A 16227-nucleotide genomic window follows, 5' to 3' on the forward strand; every position below is an offset into this window, starting at 1 on the left:
GATGGCGCTCGCATCAGTCTTTGAGAAAATCGTCGGCTCGGAAACCAACATCGCCTTCCAGGCCTACGACGGCAGCAAGGCCGGGCCCGACGGGGCCGACATCACGATAGAGGTCAAGTCGCCCATCGCGGTCGCCTACCTGGCGCAGGCACCCGGTGAGCTGGGTCTGGCACGCGCGTACATCTCCGGCCACATCGATGTGCACGGCGACATGTACACTCTGCTCGACCGCATGTGGAACATCACCACCAACGACCTCTCGGCGGCCGAGAAGTTCGGCGCCGTGCGCGCCCTCGGCGTGAAACCGCTGATGATGCGCGTGCCTCCGCCACCCCAGGAGGTACGGCAGAGCGCGCTGGCACGGCTCGGCTCCCGCCACGCCAAGCAGCGCGACGCGGAGGCGATCCACCACCACTACGACGTCTCCAACCGCTTCTACTCCTGGGTGCTGGGCCCGTCCATGGCCTACACCTGCGCCGTCTACCCGGACGCGGACTCCTCGCTGGAGACGGCGCAGTTCGCCAAGTTCGACCTGGTGGCCCGCAAGCTCGGCCTCAAGCCGGGCATGCGGCTGCTCGACGTGGGCTGCGGCTGGGGCGGCATGGTCATGCACGCCGCCCGCGAGTACGGCGTGAAGGCCCTCGGCGTGACGCTGTCCAGGCAGCAGGCCGAGTGGGCGCAGGCCGCCATCAAGGCGGCCGGGCTGGAGGATCTCGCGGAGGTCCGCTTCATGGACTACCGCGACGTGCAGGAGTCGGGCTTCGACGCGGTCAGCTCCATCGGGCTCACCGAGCACATCGGCGCCGCGAACGTCCCGTCGTACTTCTCCTTCCTGTACGGCAAGCTGCGGCCGGGCGGGCGCATCCTCAACCACTGCATCACCCGCCCGACCGGCAAGGAGAAGACCTTCAACAAGGGCGGTTTCATCAACCGCTACGTCTTCCCCGACGGCGAACTCGAGTCGGTCGGCTGGCTGGTCAGGCAGATGGAGGACCTCGGCTTCGAGATCCGCCACGAGGAGAACCTGCGCGAGCACTACGCCAAAACGCTGCGCGCCTGGTGCGACAACCTCGACGCCAACTGGGAGGACGCCGTCCAGGAGGTCGGCATGGGCACGGCCCGCGTGTGGGCCCTGTACATGGCGGGCTGCATCGTCGGCTTCGAGCGCAACAAGGTGCAACTGCACCAGGTGCTCGGCGTCAAATTGGACCGTGACGGCCACGCCGGTGTGCCCCTGCGGCCCTCCCTCGACTGGCCGTGAGCCGCGCCGCTCTCCCCGGACGGGTCACCGTCCTGGGAGAGCGGTCTCCGAGGTGACGGCCCAGCGCTCGTGGTCGCGCCAGGCGCCGTCGATCCACTGGAATCGCGGCGACAGGCCCTCCTTCGCGAACCCCGCGCTGCGGGCCAGGCGGAGCGAGGCCAGGTTGTGCGGCTGGATGTTGGCCTCCAGCCGGTGCAGCCCCATCGTGCCGAAGGCGTGGGCCACCAGCAGCCGCAACCCCGCGCTCAGGTGTCCCTGGCCGGGGGAGTAGGACGCGTAGCCGACCATCGCCGACTGGTGCGAGCCCCTGACGATGTTGTTGACGTTGATCCGGCCGACGATCGCGCCCCCGTCGACGGCGCACACCAGGAAACCTTCGTTCTCCGGCCGGTCGAATCTGGACAGGTACTCCTCGAACGACTCGCGGGTGGTGATCGGCGGGCCGGGCATCCAGCGGGCGTGCAGGTCGCGGTGCTTGTGGTCGAGGGCGGCGAGTTCGCCGTGGTCGTGCCGCGACAGGTGGCGGATCGCCGTGCGGAGGTTCTGGGCGAGATAGGCCATCGCCCGATGCTACGCCCGAAACAGCGCGGTCAGCAGGAAGGGAACGCCGAACAGGGGACCGTCCTGCGGCTGCTCCCGCATCGGCCGGATCTCGACCTCGGCGCCCCCGGTGAAGATCCAGGTCGTAGGGGCCCTGCGGCGCGGCGCCGGCGAAGACGTCGCAGGGCCCGATTCGCCGGGATTCCTGTGTCGTCGATCACCTTCGTCCCAGAGCGGCGGCGAATCCCTCCGGGTCGTCGCGCCAGGGGAAGTGGGCGGCCTCGGCCAGCACCTTCAGCTCGGCGTGCGGGAACAGGCCGGTCAGTTCGGTGACCGCCTGCACGGGCGAGTTCAGGTCCAGACCCCCGGCCACCACGAGCACCGGGGCCGCCAGCTTCGCCACCTGCTCCCGGGTGCGCTCCGGCTCGAAGCCGTTCCCGAACAACCGGGCCGCCTCCTCGTTGCGCCCCCAGGCCGCCTCCCAGGCGCGGGCGGCCTCGTCCCAGTACCGGTGGGCGAAGGGGGCGAGCGCCTCGAAGTCCGCCGGGGTGCCCCGGCCCGACGTGGCCGCCTCCAGCGCCGCCATGGCGGGGCCGTACCAGGGTTCCTCGGCCCGCTTGCGTCCGGTGGCCAGCCGCATCTCGGCCGTGACGGGCACGCCGAGCGCGAACAGGCTCGGCGCGACCAGGACGAGCCGCCGCACCCGGCCGGGGTGCCTGGCCGCGTACATGACGGCGAGGTTGGCCCCCGCCGAGTGGCCGAGGAGGGTCAGGTCCGCGAGCCCGAGGTGGAGCCTGAGCGCCTCGACGTCGGCCACCTGCCGCGCGCAGCCGTAGGAGGCCGGATCCTCCGGTACGGCCGAGCCGCCGGTCCCCCGCAGGTCGAGCCGCAGCATCCCGGGCAGTCCCGCGAGGTCGCCCAGATACCCGGACGCCTGCATGGGCCCGCCGGGCAGGCACACCACGGGTTCCCCGCCGCCTGAGGGCGGGTAGTAGGCGAGTTCCGTGCCGTCCGGGGCGCTGAATCTCATCATTCCCGGCATTGTCCTCAGGACGGCAGGGGGCCGCCATCGGTTATCGGATCCGCGACAGGTCCACGACCACGTACTCGTCACCGACCTCGTGGCTGACCGGGCGGCGGTCCTCGTCGGAGGTCTCGGGCGGGTCCCGGGCCGGCCGCTCCCGCCTGCGGCCGCGCCAGGCGCCGTATCTGAGCAGGGGGTCCGTGAACTCCCCGAACGCCGCGTCCCGCCCGACTGTCGCCGCCGTCACCTACCAGGACGGGATTCGCCGCCGAACTGTTGAACGCGGCCCCTGAGACGGCAGAGAAAGAGGGGGTATTGTGCCTCGGTGACCCCAATCTTCCGACTCTGTGATCAGTACGTGGTCAGGGCCGCCGAGCTCAATCCCGTCGACGCCGTCTACATGGGCCTGTCCGGCGACTTCGGGCAGGCGACCGACTACAGTCCCGACGGCCACGACGCCCGTCGCGACCTGGTCACCCAGACCCTGGCCGAGCTGTCCGCCCTGGAGCCCACCGGCCCCGAGGACGCCCGCGCCGCCGCCCACCTGCGGGAACGCCTGGAAGCCGAGGCCGCCGCCCACGACCTCGGCGAGCACTACCGCGAGCTGAGCACCCCCTTCGGCCTGGTCTCGGGCGTCAGGGACCACGTCGACCTGCTGCCGCGCGGCGACGACGAGCAGTGGCACCGGGTCGCCGCCCACCTGCGCGCGATCCCCGGGATGCTGGCCGGCTGGCGTACGACCCTCCAGACCGGCCTGGAGCGCGGTCTGCCCGCCGCCCGCAGGCAGGCGGAGGGCGCGGCCGAGCAGGCCGACCGGTACGCGGGGAACGCTGCGGGCAGCGCCCCGACGCACGCCGACCTGATCGCGGAGTACGGCGACGGCCCCCTCGCGAAGGACCTCGCCGACGCGGCGGCCCGTGCCCACGCGGCCTACGCGGAGACCGCCGCCTACCTACGTGGCACCTACGCCCCCAGGGCGGCCGAGCGGGACGCGGTCGGCCCGGAGAGGTACGCGGTCGCGATCAGGAACTCGCTCGGCGACGACGTGGATCCCCGTGAGGCGTACGCCTGGGGCTGGGCCGAGCTGGAGCGCGTCGAGGCCGAGATGGCGGCGGAGGCCGCCCGCATCCTGCCGGGCGCGAGCGTGTCGGAGGTGATCGCCCACCTCGACGACAGCGAGTACGTGAGCGGCCCCGACGCCTACCTCGCCTGGCTGGAGGAGCAGCACCAGCGGGCGATCGACGCGGTGCAGGGCACGCGATTCGACATCCCGGAGGCACTGCGCACGGTGGACGTGGTGCTCCTGCCCGGCTCCACGTCCGGCGCCCCCTACTACACGCAGCCCAGCGAGGACCTGAGCCGCAAGGGCCGCACCTGGTGGCCGCTCGGCGGCCGCGAGCGCTTCGCCACGTGGAGCGATCTCACGACGGTCTTCCACGAGGGCGTGCCCGGCCACCATCTGCAGCTCGGCGCGGTGGCGGCGGCGGGCGAGCGGCTCTCGCGCCACGGCAGGACGTCCTGGGTGAGCGGGCACGGCGAGGGCTGGGCCCTGTACGCCGAGCGGCTCGCGGACGAACTGGGCTGGTTCGAGCCGCGCGGCTCGCGCCTCGGCATGCTGACGGGCTCGGCGCTGCGGGCCGCCCGCGTGGTCATCGACATCGGCGTCCACCTGGAGCTGCCGCTGCCCGACGGTTCCGCGTGGACCTTCGAGAAGGCGTGCGAGGTGCTGCGCGAGCGCGGCCGGGCCGACGCGCACACGGTACGGCCGGAGATCCTGCGCTACTTCGGCTGGCCCGCGCAGGCGATCAGCTACAAGCTCGGCGAGCGCGCCTGGCTGCAGGCGAGGGACGAGGCGCGGGCCCGGCCGGGCTTCGACCTGAAGCGCTGGCACACGGCGGCGCTGGAACTGGGCCCGGTCGGCCTCGGCACCCTGCGCAGCCAGCTCGCCGCCCTATGAGAAACAGCGCTGTGATTTCGTAAGTGGAAACAGTACGGCTCGCGCCCCAGGGGGGAGGGCGCGAGCCGTACGGGCCCGGTTACCTGAGCTCGCGCTTGAGGATCTTGCCGGAGATCGTCATCGGCAGGCTCTCGCGGAACTCCACCACCCGGGGGTACTTGTAGGCGGCCATGTTCTCCTTGGCCCAGGCGATCAGCTCGTCCTCGGTGACGGAGGCGTCCTTGGCGGGGATGACGTACGCCTTGACCTCCTCGCCGTGCGAGTCGTGGGCGATGCCGACGACCGCGACCAGCGAGACCGCCGGGTGGCTCATCAGGACCTCTTCGACCTCGCGCGGGTAGACGTTGAAGCCACCCCGGATGATCATGTCCTTGGCCCGGTCGAAGATCGAGTAGTAGCCGTCCGCGTCGCGGGTGCCGATGTCGCCGGAGCGGAACCACCCGTCCTTGACGACCTCGGCGGTGGCCTCGGGGCGGTTGTAGTAGCCCTTCATGATGTTGTGGCCGCGGATCGCGATCTCGCCGGGGCCCTCGCCCTCGACGGTGTTCCAGTCGGTGTCGATGAGCTTCATCTCCACCCCCCAGATCGGGGTGCCGATCGTGCCGGGCTTGGTGACCCTGCCGATCTGGTTGAAGCTCGCCACGGGGGACGTCTCGGACAGGCCGTACCCTTCGAGGATCCCGAAGCCGAAGGTCTTCTCGAAGTCGTTCAGCGTCTCGATCGGCGCGCCGGACCCGCCGGAGACGGCGATCCGCAGCGACGTGGGCGCGGTGACCCCCTCCGCGTGGATCTTCGTGAGCAGCCCCCAGTACATCGTCGGCACGGCGGCGAGGAAGGTCACGCCCTCCTTGGCCATGATCTCCAGCGCCTCGCCCGGCTCGAAGCGCGGCATCAGCACGACGGGCGAGCCGCGCAGGAACCCGGTGTTCTGCACGACGGTCTGGCCGAAGGAGTGGAACAGCGGCAGCACCGCGAGGTAGACGTCGCCGCCCTCGGTGCGGGGGAACATCTTGTCGCAGGTCAGGGCGTTGACCAGCATGTTCTGGTGGCTGAGTTCGGCGCCCTTGGGCTGGCCGGTGGTGCCGGAGGTGTAGAGGATGACGGCGGTGTCGTCCGGCGCGGTCTGCACGGTCTCGAACTGGCCGGACATGCCGTCGAGGGCCGCCCAGATGGACTCGCCGTACTCGGACTCGACGGCGAGGGCCGTGGCGGGCAGCACGATGAAGTGCTCGCAGCCCTGTGCGGCCTCGAACCCCTCCTTGCCGCGCTCGCCGAGCGGGAGTTCCGGGGTGCCCTCGAAGCAGATGAGCGCCTTGGCGTCGCTGTCGTCCAGGTGGTAGGCGATCTCGCGGGACTTCAGCAGCACGTTGAGCGGGACCACGGTGGCCCCGGCCTTGAGGATGCCGAAGTACACGAACGGGAAGTACGGCACGTTCGGGCACGCCAGCGCGACCTTGTCGCCCTTGCGGATGCCGCGTGAGACGAGGAGGTTGGCCACCTGGTTGGCGACCGTGTCGACCATGGAGTAGGGCAGGCGCATGTCGCCGAAGACGATGGCCGTGTCGTCGGGCCTGTTGCGGGCGCTGTCCTCTAGCAGGATCGACAGGTTGAGCATGGAAAGCGACGTCCTTCCTCATATCGGACCTTTTCGCTATCTAAGCAGTACGTTCATACCGGCCGGTAGGTAGCTGAGGTCACAAGTGCGTATGGACGGGTACTACGCGCTGGAGTAAGCAAGTACCAGGTTGCTTACCGTCGGGGAGGGCCCCATGGAGTACGACTACGTGATCGTCGGCGCCGGATCGGCCGGCTGCGTGCTGGCCAACAGACTCTCCGCCGATCCCGGTGTGTCGGTCGCCCTCCTGGAGGCGGGCGGCAACGACGACAAGCTCGAAATCCGGATGCCCGCGGGATTCAGGACGCTGTTCAAGACCGACTACGACTGGAACTACACCACCGTCAAGCAGGTCGAGCTGATCGGGCGCGAGCTCTACTGGCCGCGTGGGCGGGTCCTCGGCGGCTCCTCCTCGATCAACGCCCAGATGTGGGTGCGCGGCTGCCGCCTCGACTACGACCAGTGGGGGGTACCCGGCTGGTCGTACGACGAGGTCCTGCCGTACTTCCACAAGGCCGAGCGCCGCGTCGGCAGCAACGCCGGCGGCGTGTACGGCACCACGGGCCCCCTGTACATCTCCGAGCTGCGCAGCCCCAACGTGACCACGACGGCCTTCCTGCGGGCCTGCGCGGAACTCGGCCTGCGCCGCCTGGCCGAGCTCAACGGCCCCTCCAACGAGGGCTTCTGCCCGACCCCGGTCACGCAGGACAGGGGCCGCCGGTGGAGCTCGGCCGACGCCTACCTGCGGCCCGCGCTGGAGCGGCCCAACCTCACCGTGCTCACCGACACGACCGTGGAGCGGGTGGTCTTCGACGGCAGGCGGGCCACGGGCGTCGAACGCCGGGGCGGCGCACGGGTGACGGCCCGGCGGGAGGTCATCCTGGCGGCGGGCACGATCGGCTCCCCGCACCTGCTGATGCGCTCCGGCGTGGGCGCGGCCGGCGAGCTGCGCGACGCGGGCGTCGAGGTCGTGCACGACCTGCCCGAGGTCGGCCGCAACCTCCAGGACCATCTGTCGTCGGGGATGTACGTGCGGAGCCTGCAGCCGGTGACGCTGCTCAAGGCCGAGTCGCTGGTGCAACTGGCCCGCTACCTGGTGCTGCGCTCCGGCATGCTGACCACGAACGTCGGCGAGGCGGTCGCCTTCGTCAAGACCTCGCAGGAGGAGCCGGAGCCGGACATCGAGCTGGTCTTCGCGCCGGGGCCGTTCATCGACCACGGGCTGGCGGCCCCGGCCGAGCACGGTCTCACGCTCGGCGTCGTCCTGCTGCAGCCGGAGAGCAGGGGCCGGGTGGGGCTGTCCGGGCCGTCCGGGCGGGAGGTGGCGATCGACCCCGGCTACCTGACCCGCGAGGTGGACGTCAGGCGGATGGTCGCGGGGCTGAAGACGGCCAAGCAGGTCTTCGGCACCGCCGCGATGCGGCCGTACGCGGGCCCGCCGATGGCGCCGTACTGGGGGCCGGAGACCGACGAGGAACTGGCCCGGTGGGTGCGCGAGCGCGCCGAGACCCTCTACCACCCGGTCGGCACCTGCCGCATGGGCACGGACGCGGCCTCCGTCGTCGATCCGGAGCTGCGGGTGCGGGGGGTGGAGGGGCTGCGGGTCGTGGACGCCTCGATCATGCCGACGCTCAACCGTGGCCACACGCACGCGCCCGCCGTCATGATCGGGGAGAAGGGCGCCGACCTCCTCCTGACCTAGGCGATGGCTTCCACAACGATTGAGGTGACATGACGGACTTCGACCTGTCGCAGATCCCCTTCTGGGGCCTGCCTCAGGAGCGGCGTATGGACGCCTTCCGCCACCTGCGCGGGCGCGACCGGCCGCTGTTCGTGCGGGAGCAGCATGTGCCGTTCGTCGGGGGAGGGCCGGGCTACTACGCCCTCGTACGGCACGCGGACGTCACGGAGGCCAGCAGGAACGCGGCCGTCTTCAGCAGCGAGCCCTGCTCCAACAGCATCCCCGACATGCCCCGCTGGCTGGCCGTGTACTTCGGCTCCATGATCAACATGGACGATCCCAGGCACGCCAGGCTGCGCCGTATCGTCTCGCGGGCCTTCACCCCGCGCATCCTGTCGAAGATGGAGGCGGATCTCGCCACGGCCGCCGAGGAGATCGTCTCTCAGTCGATCGCCGAGGGTCCGGGCGACTTCGTCCAGCAGATCGCCGCGAGACTCCCGGTTCGCGTCATCTGCGACATGATGGGGATTCCACCGAAATTTCATGACATGGTGTTGCGGCGGACCAACGTGATCCTCGGCAACACCGACGCCGAGTACACCGGCATCCAGCCCGACCTCAAACGCCTCAACGTCGCCCAGGGCCTGGTCAGGCTGCTCCGCGCGGGCCACTCGCTCAACCGCCTGGCCGCCCGGCTCGGCGACCGGCGCCGCAAGGAGCCCACCGGCGACCTGGTCAGCCTGCTCGTCAACGGCGACGAACGGCTCACCCCACAGGAACTCGGCTCCTTCTTCATCCTGCTCGTCGTCGCGGGCAGCGAGACCACCCGCAACGCCATCGCCTACGGGCTCAAGCTCTTCACCGACCACCCCGAGCAGCGCGAGCACCTGATGGCCGACTTCGACGGCCGCGTCGCCACCGCCTGCGACGAGATCGTCCGCTACGCCACGCCGGTCATCCAGTTCCGCCGCACCCTCACCCGCGACCACGAGATGAACGGCGTCCCGTACCGCAAGGGCGACAAGGTCCTGCTCTTCTACAACTCCGCCAACCGCGACGAGGCCGTCTTCGCCGACCCCGACGTCTTCGACATCGGCCGCGACCCCAACCCGCACGTCGGCTTCGGCGGACCCGGCCCGCACTACTGCCTCGGCGCCCACCTGGCCCGGCGCGAGATGAGCGTGATGTTCCGCGAACTGTTCACCCGCCTGCCCGGCGTCAGGTCAGTGGGCGAACCCGACTTCCTGCTGTCCAACTTCATCAACGGGGTGAAACACCTCCGATACACCTACTAGCGGCACCTCCGATACACCCACTGGGGCAGTGGTGCGGGCGCGGCCCGGAGCGTTAGGTTTCCGCGCATGGAGATCAGGACTGTCCACGCCAACGGGCTGGAGTTCGCATACCTCGCAGTGGGCGACGGCCCGCTTGCGATGTGCCTGCACGGCTTCCCTGACACCGCCCACACCTGGCGCCACCTCATGCCCGCGCTGGCCGCGCGCGGCTACCGCGCCGTCGCGCCGTTCATGCGCGGGTACGCTCCCACCGAGGCCACCGACGTGGTGGAGCCCGGCGCGCTCGTCGCCGACGCCGCCGCGCTGCACGAGGCGCTCGGCGGCGACGAGCAGGCGGTCGTCATCGGCCACGACTGGGGCACCGTCCCCGTGTACGCCACCACCGGCCGCTTCCGCCGCTCGGTGGCGCTGGCGGTGCCGCCGCCGAACGCCGGGGTGCTCGGCCGACTCGACTACGAGCAACTCAAGCGCTCCTTCTACGCCTTCCTGTTCCAGACCGGCCTGGGCGCCGCCGCCGTGGCCCAGCCGGAGTTCATCGCGGGCCTGTGGCGCGACTGGTCGCCCGGCTACGACGCCGAGGACGACCTCGCCTTCGTCGCCGCCAGTCTCGCCGGCCCAGCCAACCGGGCCGCCGCGATCGGCTACTACCGGGCGATGTTCGGCACCGCCGAGCCCACCGGCCGCTACGTCGCGGAGCAGGCCGCGGTCTTCGAGGGCCCCGTCGGTCCGGTGCTGTACCTGCACGGCGAAAAGGACGGCTGCCTCGCCTCGGCGCTGGTCCAGGACGTGAAGCTGCCCGAGGGCTCCAGGATGGTGACCGTCGCCGACGCGGGCCATTTCCTCCACCTCGAACGCCCGGAGGAGGTCAACGCCCTGGTACTCGACTGGCTGGAGTGAGCACCAGGGCGTTCACCAGCGACGGCCCGGGACGCCAGGGGCGCGGCGTCCCGGTGACCCATCCAGCGGCTCGCCCGGGTCGAGCCGGTCGAGGTTGCGCGCCCTCGGCCGGCGCTTCGGACGGCCCTGTTGTGGGGAGTCACGGGGTGACCACTCCGTACGTACGGTGTACGTACCCGAGGTCACCGTGGAATCATGATCCGCATGACCGCCATCGATTTCGATCTGTCGGATCCGCAGTTCTGGGCCAGGCCGCCGGAAGAGCGGGAGACCGCATACGACCGGCTGCGGGCGCTCGAACACCCGGCCTTCTTCGACGAGCCGGACGTCGGTTACGCACCCAAGGGTCCGGGCTACTACGCCCTCGTCAAGCACGCCGACATCCTTGAGGCCAGCAGGAACGCCGACATCTTCGCATCCGGCAGAGGCGGCGCCACCAGCATCGTGGACACCCCGCCGGAGTTCGCCGAGTACTTCGGCTCAATGATCAACATGGACGACCCGAGGCACGCCCGGCTGCGCCGGATCGTCTCCCGAGCCTTCACCCCCAAGATGATCAAACAGTTCGAGGCGGACGTCCAGACCGCCGCCGCCGCCATCGTGGACGACCTGCTCGCCAAGGGCTCCGGCTGCGACTTCGTCACCGAGGTCGCCGCCCGCCTGCCGCTGAAGATCATCTGCGACATGATGGGCATCGCGGAGGAGCACTACGGCTTCGTCTTCGAGCACTCCAACGTCATCCTCGGCGGCTTCGACACCGAGTACGTCGGCGAGGAGGCCGACAAGCCCATCGACCGCATCCTCCGCTCCGCAGGCGAACTCCAGCACCTCGTCCAGGACCTCGCCGCCCACCGCCGCAGCGCCCCCGCGAACGACCTCGTCTCCGCCCTCGTCACCGCCAACATCGACGGCGAGCAGCTCACCTCGGACGAACTGTCCTCGTTCTTCATCCTGCTGGTCGTCGCGGGCAACGAGACCACCCGCAACGCCATCTCCCACGGCCTGCGCCTGCTCACCGTCCACCCCGACCAGCGCGCACTGCTGACCGAAGACCTCGACGGACGCCTGCCCGGCGCGGTCGAGGAGATCGTCCGGCTCGGCTCACCGGTCAACTTCATGCGCCGCAAGCTCACCCGCGACCACGAGATGAACGGCACGCGCTACCGCGAAGGCGACAAGGTCGTGCTCTTCTACCTGGCCGCCAACCGCGACCCCGAGGTCTTCCCCGACCCGTACCGCTTCGACATCGCCCGCAGCCCCAACCCGCACGTCGGATACGGCGGGCCGGGGCCGCACTTCTGCATGGGCGCGCACCTGGCCCGCCGCGAGATCACCGTGATGCTCGGCGAACTGCTCCGCCGGGTCCCCGACATCCAGGCCGGTCAGCCGGACCGGCTCCACTCCGCCTTCATCAACGGCATCAAGCACATGGAGTGCGCCTTCTAGACCGGCGGCAACCCGGGCGCCGTCGCCGCCGGACTCTCCGCGAGGGCGGCCAGTGCCAGCCCGACCGCCTCGGCGAGCTGAGGATCCCGGCCCGCCACCCGGTCCTGCGGGGTGATCACCACCTCGACGTCCGGGTCCACGCCGTGATTCTCCACCCCCCAGCCCGGCCCCTCCAGCCAGAACGAGTAACGCGGCTGTGTGACCACCGTGCCGTCGGCCAGTTCGAAGCGGAAGTCGATGCCGATCACCCCGCCCCACGTCCTCGTGCCCACCAGCGGGCCCACGCCCCTGGCCTTGATGCCCGCGCTGATGATGTCGCCGTCCGAGGCCGAGTACTCGTCGGCGACCGCCACGATCGGGCCGCGCGGTGAGTCGTACGGATAGCGTCTCGGCTCGAACCCCCTGCTGTGCGTCCAGCCGATCACCCGGCGCGTCAGCTTCTCCAGCACCAGCTCGGAGGTGTGCCCGCCGCCGTTCTCGCGCACGTCCACCACCAGGCCCTCGAAGGCCATCTCCGTCCGCAGGTCGCGGTGGAACTGCGCCCAGCCGGAGGCCACCATGTCCGGCACGTGCAGGTAGCCGAGCCGCCCGCCGGACGCCTCGCGGACGAAGGCGCGGCGGCCCTCCACCCAGTCGTGGTAGCGCAGCCGGGTCTCGTCGGCGATCGGGGTCACGACCACCCGGCGGGTCTCGCCGCCCGACGCGGGGCGGATCGTCAGCTCGGTCGGGTGCCTCGCCGTACCGGCCAGGGAGGCGAGCGGGCCGCGCACCGGGTCGACCGGCCGGCCGCCGATCGCCACGATCGCGTCACCCGCCCGTACGGCGACGCCCGGCGCGAGCAGCGGCGAGCGCGCGTCGTGGTCGGAGGACTCCCCGGGCAGGACGCGTGCGATCCGCCACACCCCGTCGGCGTCCCTTTCCAGGTCGGCGCCCAGCAGTCCCTGGCGGCGGCGCGGATCGTGGCCGTCGGACCCGCCGACGGCGTAGGCGTGGGAGGTGCCGAGCTCGCCCTGCACCTCCCACAGCAGGTCGATCAGCTCGGAGTGCGCGCCGATGCGCTCGACCAGCGGAGCGTACCGGTCGAGTACGCCTGGCCAGTCGACGCCGTTCATGTCGGCCCGCCAGTAGTGGTCGCGCATGAGCCGCCCGGCCTCGTGGTAGCCCTGACGCCACTCGGCGAGCGGATCGACGCTCACCCGGACGCGGTCGAGGTCGATCGAGACCAACTCGTCGCCCTCGCCCGCCCCGCGGGTCTGCAGGCCGTTCTTGCCGTACAGGACCAGGCGGGAGCCGTCGGCGCCGACCTCGAAGACGCGGTGGTCCTTGCCCAGCTCCGCCTTCGCGCGCTTCTTCAGGTCGTAGCGCTCCAGCACCGTCTCGGTGCCCGGCCCGTTGCCGTCTCCGAGCAGGCCGGACAGCGGATACCGCGTCCACAGCAGGGCGTCCTTCGCGCTGCGCAGGTTCCCGTAGCGCGCCGACGGCACCGGCACCGGCACGATCCGGTCGGACAGCCCCTCGGCGTCGATCTCGGTGCGCGGCGGGTCGTCCGAGGAGTTCTCCTCCTTCGTGTCCTCGCCGCCCCAGCCGCGCCCCCGCAGGCTCGGGGCGAACGGGCTCGGCGTGCTCGCCGCCAGCGGTACCAGGTAGGGGCGGCAGCTGTTGGGGAACGACAGGTCGAAGACCTGGGTGTCGTAGACGGGGTCGAACGTCCGGTTCGACAGGAAGGCCAGATACCTTCCGTCCCTGGTGAAGACCGGGCAGAAGTCCTCGAAACGAGGTTGCGTCACCTCGATCGTGGACGTGCCGTCGACCCGGCCCGCCTTGATCTGCGTGACCGGGTCGGGGTGCGGGTGCACCCAGGCGAGCCAGGCCGAGTCCGGCGAGAACGCCGGATCCCGGATGTCGCCCTGGGCGGTCCGGTCGAGTTCCCGCAGCGAGCCCGATTCGAGGTCCACGACGAGCAGGCGGCCGTCGTGCGTCGCGACCGCCGCGTGCCTGCCGTCGGGGGCGGCGGCCAGGTCGAGGACCCGGCCCAGTTCCCCTGCGGCCAGCGTGCGGATCTCGCCGCCGGGGACGCCGACCTCCAGGCCGTCCTCGCCGGTGGCGTCCGAGACCCAGATCGCCCGGCCCTCGGCGTCCAGTGGCCGGGGCAGCCGCGCGCGGATGCCGGGCTCGGCCCGCAGCACGCCCGCCGGGCCGTCGCGGTGGGTCACCCAGTGCGCGGTGCCCCGGATCTCGACCGCGCTCGCCCGCCCGGCCGCGTCGGGGTGGAAGCTCTCGACGCGGCTGGGAGCCGGCCGCCTCGCGCGCGCCGGCCTCGGCCCGCCCAGCGTGATGTCCAGCCGGTACGGCTCGGCCGCCGGCCCGTCCATCAGCCACAGCTCACCTCCGTGGCTGTAGACGACCCGGGTGCCGTCGCCGGTGGCGTGCCTGGCGTAGAAGTCCGTGTGGGAGGTGTGCCGGCGCAGGTCGGAACCGTCGGCCAGCGACGAGTGGAGGTTGCCCGTGCCGTCGCGGTCGGACAGGAAGGCCAGCCGGTCGCCGAGCCACATGACCGACCAGTGCTGCGCGGCGCTGTCGGCGAACAGCCGGGTGAACTCGCCGTCGCCGTCGTCGTCCACCCAGATCTTGGCGGCGGCGCCGCCACGGTACCGCTTCCACTGCGACGCCTCCAGCCACACCGGCGAGACGCCCGCCACCCGCCGCCCGGCGACGGCGACCTCGCTCACCCAGCCGTACGGCAGCCGCTCGGCGGGCCCGCCGTCGAGGGGGACGGCGTGCGCCCAGGTCCTGCTCCGGCTGCCTTCGCCGGCGGCTGTGACGGCGAGCACCCGGCCGTCGGCGCTCCAGCCGCACACCTCGGTCGTGTCGTTGCCCCAGTGGGTCAGGCGTTCGGCCTCGGCGCCGTCGAGTTCGGCGGTGAACACCTCGGGGGTGCCCTCGCGGGTGCCGGTCCAGGCGAGGCGGGAGCCGTCGGGGGAGAATCGGGGGGAGGAGACAGGCGTCTGGTCGGCGGTGAAGCGCGACGCGCGGCCGCCGCCGACGGGGGCGAGCCAGATATCGTCGTCGGCCACGAAAGCGACCAGATCACCGTGCAGATGCGGATATCTCAGGTATGAGCCGTATGCCACGCTTGAAGATTAGTGGCGGATACGCTGTCGTTCATGGCCGATGTACTCTCCGGAATCGGAGGATCCTGGCAATTCGCGGCGGAAGGCATCCGCATGCGCTACGAGCGGACTTCGAAGACCGCCAGGCTGCTCCAGGAACTCGGCGAGCGGCTCGTGCCGTTCTCGGCTGTGGACGGGGCCGTGCTCGCCCCGGGCAAGCGCGGCACCGTCGTGCTCAGGCTGACGCCGCGCCCCGGCGCCGACCCGCTGATCATCGCCGCGGGCGGCCAGTTGCGTGAGAGCCAGGACCCGTACCGGCTCGTCCTGCCCGCCGACCGCGAGACCCTCGCCGAGTACTACCGCGACGAGGTCCGCGCCCTCATCACCGTGTCCGGGCCGCTCGACCAGCCGGTCGTGGCCGGGCCGTCGGTGCCGCGCTCGTTCAAGGGGTGGGACGGGCAGGCGTCCTTCGACGGGCAGGTCGTGCGCTTCCACTGGTACTGGTCGGGGGCGAGCACCCGCAAGTACGACGCGGGGGACCAGGAGTTCGCCGTCTCGGCCATCGAGGGGGTCGAGTGGCGCTCGCCCGACATCTTCGACGGGTACATGCGCCTCAAACTGCGCGGGGTGGTCACCTCGGAGGCGCCCGACCAGGACCCGGCCTCGATCACCTTCGGGATGGGAACGGGTCTCACCCACGAGTCGCTGCCCGTGGCGGCCGCGATCGTCGCGGCGGTCGGCAGGGTCCGGCCGACGACCATCCAGCCGCCCGCCCGGCCGACGGTTGTCCTCACCGCCCCAGAGCCCGCTGCGCTCACGTCCCCAGACTCCGCTGTGCTCGATTCCCCAGAACCCGCTGTGCCCGTCACCCCAGAACCCGCTGCGCTCGCCTTCTCCGGGCCCGGCGAACCGCTGTCCGCCGCCGAGACCCGCCATTCCCCGGAATCCGGGGATTTCGCTCCCGCGGCCTCCGGTGCCGGTCGCCCGCCGGTCGAACCGGCCGCGTCACCCGCCGACCCCCGCCCAGGGCGGCCCGGCCCAGAGCGACCCGGCCCCCATCAGGGTCCGCCCGGCCCCCGTCAGGGCCCGTCCGAGCACGGCCCGCAGGGGCACAGCGGGCCGAACCCCTCCGGCGCGGCGCTCACGCCCGCCGCCGCCATCGCCGACCGGATCCGGCACCTGGGCGCGCTGCGGGACGAGGGCCTGATCAGCGAGGACGAGTTCCAGGCCAAGAAGACACAGCTCCTCGCCGAACTGTGAGCCGATCCACCAGAGGTTCCTGAGGGCGCGCTCACACCTTGCCGAAGGCGCTCACATCCTGCCGAGGTGTTCGCCCGCTCGACCACCCGAGGGGTTCTCCGGCGCCGCGCGGTGGGAAGGTGTGCGGCGGAATGCGGCGCC

The 16227-nt window shown here is 71.4% G+C and carries 12 protein-coding genes; 7 read left to right on the forward strand and 5 right to left on the reverse strand.

Annotated features, from left to right (window positions below):
• Position 1 precedes the first annotated feature (1 nt).
• Positions 2–1261, forward strand: coding sequence for a class I SAM-dependent methyltransferase (locus ABD120_RS00335; RefSeq protein WP_343947561.1), 1260 nt, complete (start codon positions 2–4; stop codon positions 1259–1261).
• Positions 1262–1285: 24 nt separating this feature from the next.
• Here ABD120_RS00335 and ABD120_RS00340 read toward each other — a convergent pair whose 3' ends face one another.
• The 3 genes from ABD120_RS00340 to ABD120_RS00350 all read right to left on the reverse strand — a co-directional run bounded on the left by ABD120_RS00340 (position 1286) and on the right by ABD120_RS00350 (position 3072).
• Entirely contained in the window at positions 1286–1822 is a 537-nt protein-coding gene (locus tag ABD120_RS00340) for a GNAT family N-acetyltransferase (RefSeq protein ID WP_343947562.1), read from the reverse strand.
• A 196-nt stretch (positions 1823–2018) separates the two neighbouring features.
• The gene (locus ABD120_RS00345) at positions 2019–2834 is read right to left on the reverse strand and encodes an alpha/beta fold hydrolase (protein ID WP_343947564.1); all 816 of its coding nucleotides are present in this window, start codon (positions 2832–2834) and stop codon (positions 2019–2021) included.
• A gap of 40 nt (positions 2835–2874) precedes the next feature.
• A complete protein-coding gene (locus tag ABD120_RS00350) occupies positions 2875–3072 on the reverse strand; it encodes a hypothetical protein (protein WP_343947565.1) in 198 nt (65 codons plus the stop codon).
• A 78-nt stretch (positions 3073–3150) separates the two neighbouring features.
• Between ABD120_RS00350 and ABD120_RS00355 the strand changes: the two genes are divergently transcribed.
• Positions 3151–4782 carry a DUF885 domain-containing protein gene (locus ABD120_RS00355; protein WP_343947566.1) on the forward strand — a complete coding sequence of 544 codons (1632 nt, stop codon included), beginning with the start codon at positions 3151–3153 and terminating at the stop codon, positions 4780–4782.
• A 79-nt stretch (positions 4783–4861) separates the two neighbouring features.
• Here the strand turns inward: ABD120_RS00355 and ABD120_RS00360 are convergent, their stop codons facing one another.
• Positions 4862–6397, reverse strand: a complete 1536-nt coding sequence (locus ABD120_RS00360; RefSeq protein ID WP_343947568.1) for a long-chain-fatty-acid--CoA ligase — start codon at positions 6395–6397, stop codon at positions 4862–4864.
• Positions 6398–6551: 154 nt separating this feature from the next.
• On the opposite strand from ABD120_RS00360, the gene ABD120_RS00365 reads away from it, so the two are divergent.
• The 4 genes from ABD120_RS00365 to ABD120_RS00380 all read left to right on the forward strand — a co-directional run bounded on the left by ABD120_RS00365 (position 6552) and on the right by ABD120_RS00380 (position 11716).
• Positions 6552–8099 (forward strand): GMC family oxidoreductase, encoded by a 1548-nt coding sequence (locus tag ABD120_RS00365; protein WP_343947569.1) that lies wholly within the window; start codon positions 6552–6554, stop codon positions 8097–8099.
• A gap of 29 nt (positions 8100–8128) precedes the next feature.
• Positions 8129–9373, forward strand: a complete 1245-nt coding sequence (locus ABD120_RS00370) for a cytochrome P450 (RefSeq protein WP_343947570.1) — start codon at positions 8129–8131, stop codon at positions 9371–9373.
• A gap of 66 nt (positions 9374–9439) precedes the next feature.
• Positions 9440–10270 (forward strand): alpha/beta fold hydrolase, encoded by an 831-nt coding sequence (locus tag ABD120_RS00375; RefSeq protein WP_343947571.1) that lies wholly within the window; start codon positions 9440–9442, stop codon positions 10268–10270.
• Between the two features lie 204 nt (positions 10271–10474).
• Positions 10475–11716, forward strand: coding sequence for a cytochrome P450 (locus tag ABD120_RS00380; protein WP_343947573.1), 1242 nt, complete (start codon positions 10475–10477; stop codon positions 11714–11716).
• Here the strand turns inward: ABD120_RS00380 and ABD120_RS00385 are convergent.
• Positions 11713–14847: a S41 family peptidase gene (locus ABD120_RS00385; RefSeq protein ID WP_486348443.1), complete on the reverse strand. Its 3135-nt coding sequence runs from the start codon at positions 14845–14847 to the stop codon at positions 11713–11715. The two genes, ABD120_RS00380 and ABD120_RS00385, sit on opposite strands and share 4 nt — an antisense overlap.
• A gap of 33 nt (positions 14848–14880) precedes the next feature.
• Here ABD120_RS00385 and ABD120_RS00390 point away from each other — a divergent pair, with 33 nt between their 5' ends.
• Entirely contained in the window at positions 14881–16086 is a 1206-nt protein-coding gene (locus tag ABD120_RS00390; protein WP_343947575.1) for a DUF4429 domain-containing protein, read from the forward strand.
• Positions 16087–16227: the final 141 nt, after the last annotated feature.

This window comes from Nonomuraea longicatena (assembly GCF_039525605.1).
Lineage (GTDB): Bacteria > Actinomycetota > Actinomycetes > Streptosporangiales > Streptosporangiaceae > Nonomuraea > Nonomuraea longicatena.

Coding starts and splice junctions, on each gene's coding strand:
- ABD120_RS00390 (WP_343947575.1), top strand. CDS start 14,881: ATGGCCGATGTACTCTCCGGAATCGGAGGATCCTGGCAATTCGCGGCG.
- ABD120_RS00345 (WP_343947564.1), bottom strand. CDS start 2,834: ATGATGAGATTCAGCGCCCCGGACGGCACGGAACTCGCCTACTACCCG.
- ABD120_RS00365 (WP_343947569.1), top strand. CDS start 6,552: ATGGAGTACGACTACGTGATCGTCGGCGCCGGATCGGCCGGCTGCGTG.
- ABD120_RS00360 (WP_343947568.1), bottom strand. CDS start 6,397: ATGCTCAACCTGTCGATCCTGCTAGAGGACAGCGCCCGCAACAGGCCC.
- ABD120_RS00380 (WP_343947573.1), top strand. CDS start 10,475: ATGACCGCCATCGATTTCGATCTGTCGGATCCGCAGTTCTGGGCCAGG.
- ABD120_RS00335 (WP_343947561.1), top strand. CDS start 2: ATGGCGCTCGCATCAGTCTTTGAGAAAATCGTCGGCTCGGAAACCAAC.
- ABD120_RS00370 (WP_343947570.1), top strand. CDS start 8,129: ATGACGGACTTCGACCTGTCGCAGATCCCCTTCTGGGGCCTGCCTCAG.
- ABD120_RS00340 (WP_343947562.1), bottom strand. CDS start 1,822: ATGGCCTATCTCGCCCAGAACCTCCGCACGGCGATCCGCCACCTGTCG.
- ABD120_RS00375 (WP_343947571.1), top strand. CDS start 9,440: ATGGAGATCAGGACTGTCCACGCCAACGGGCTGGAGTTCGCATACCTC.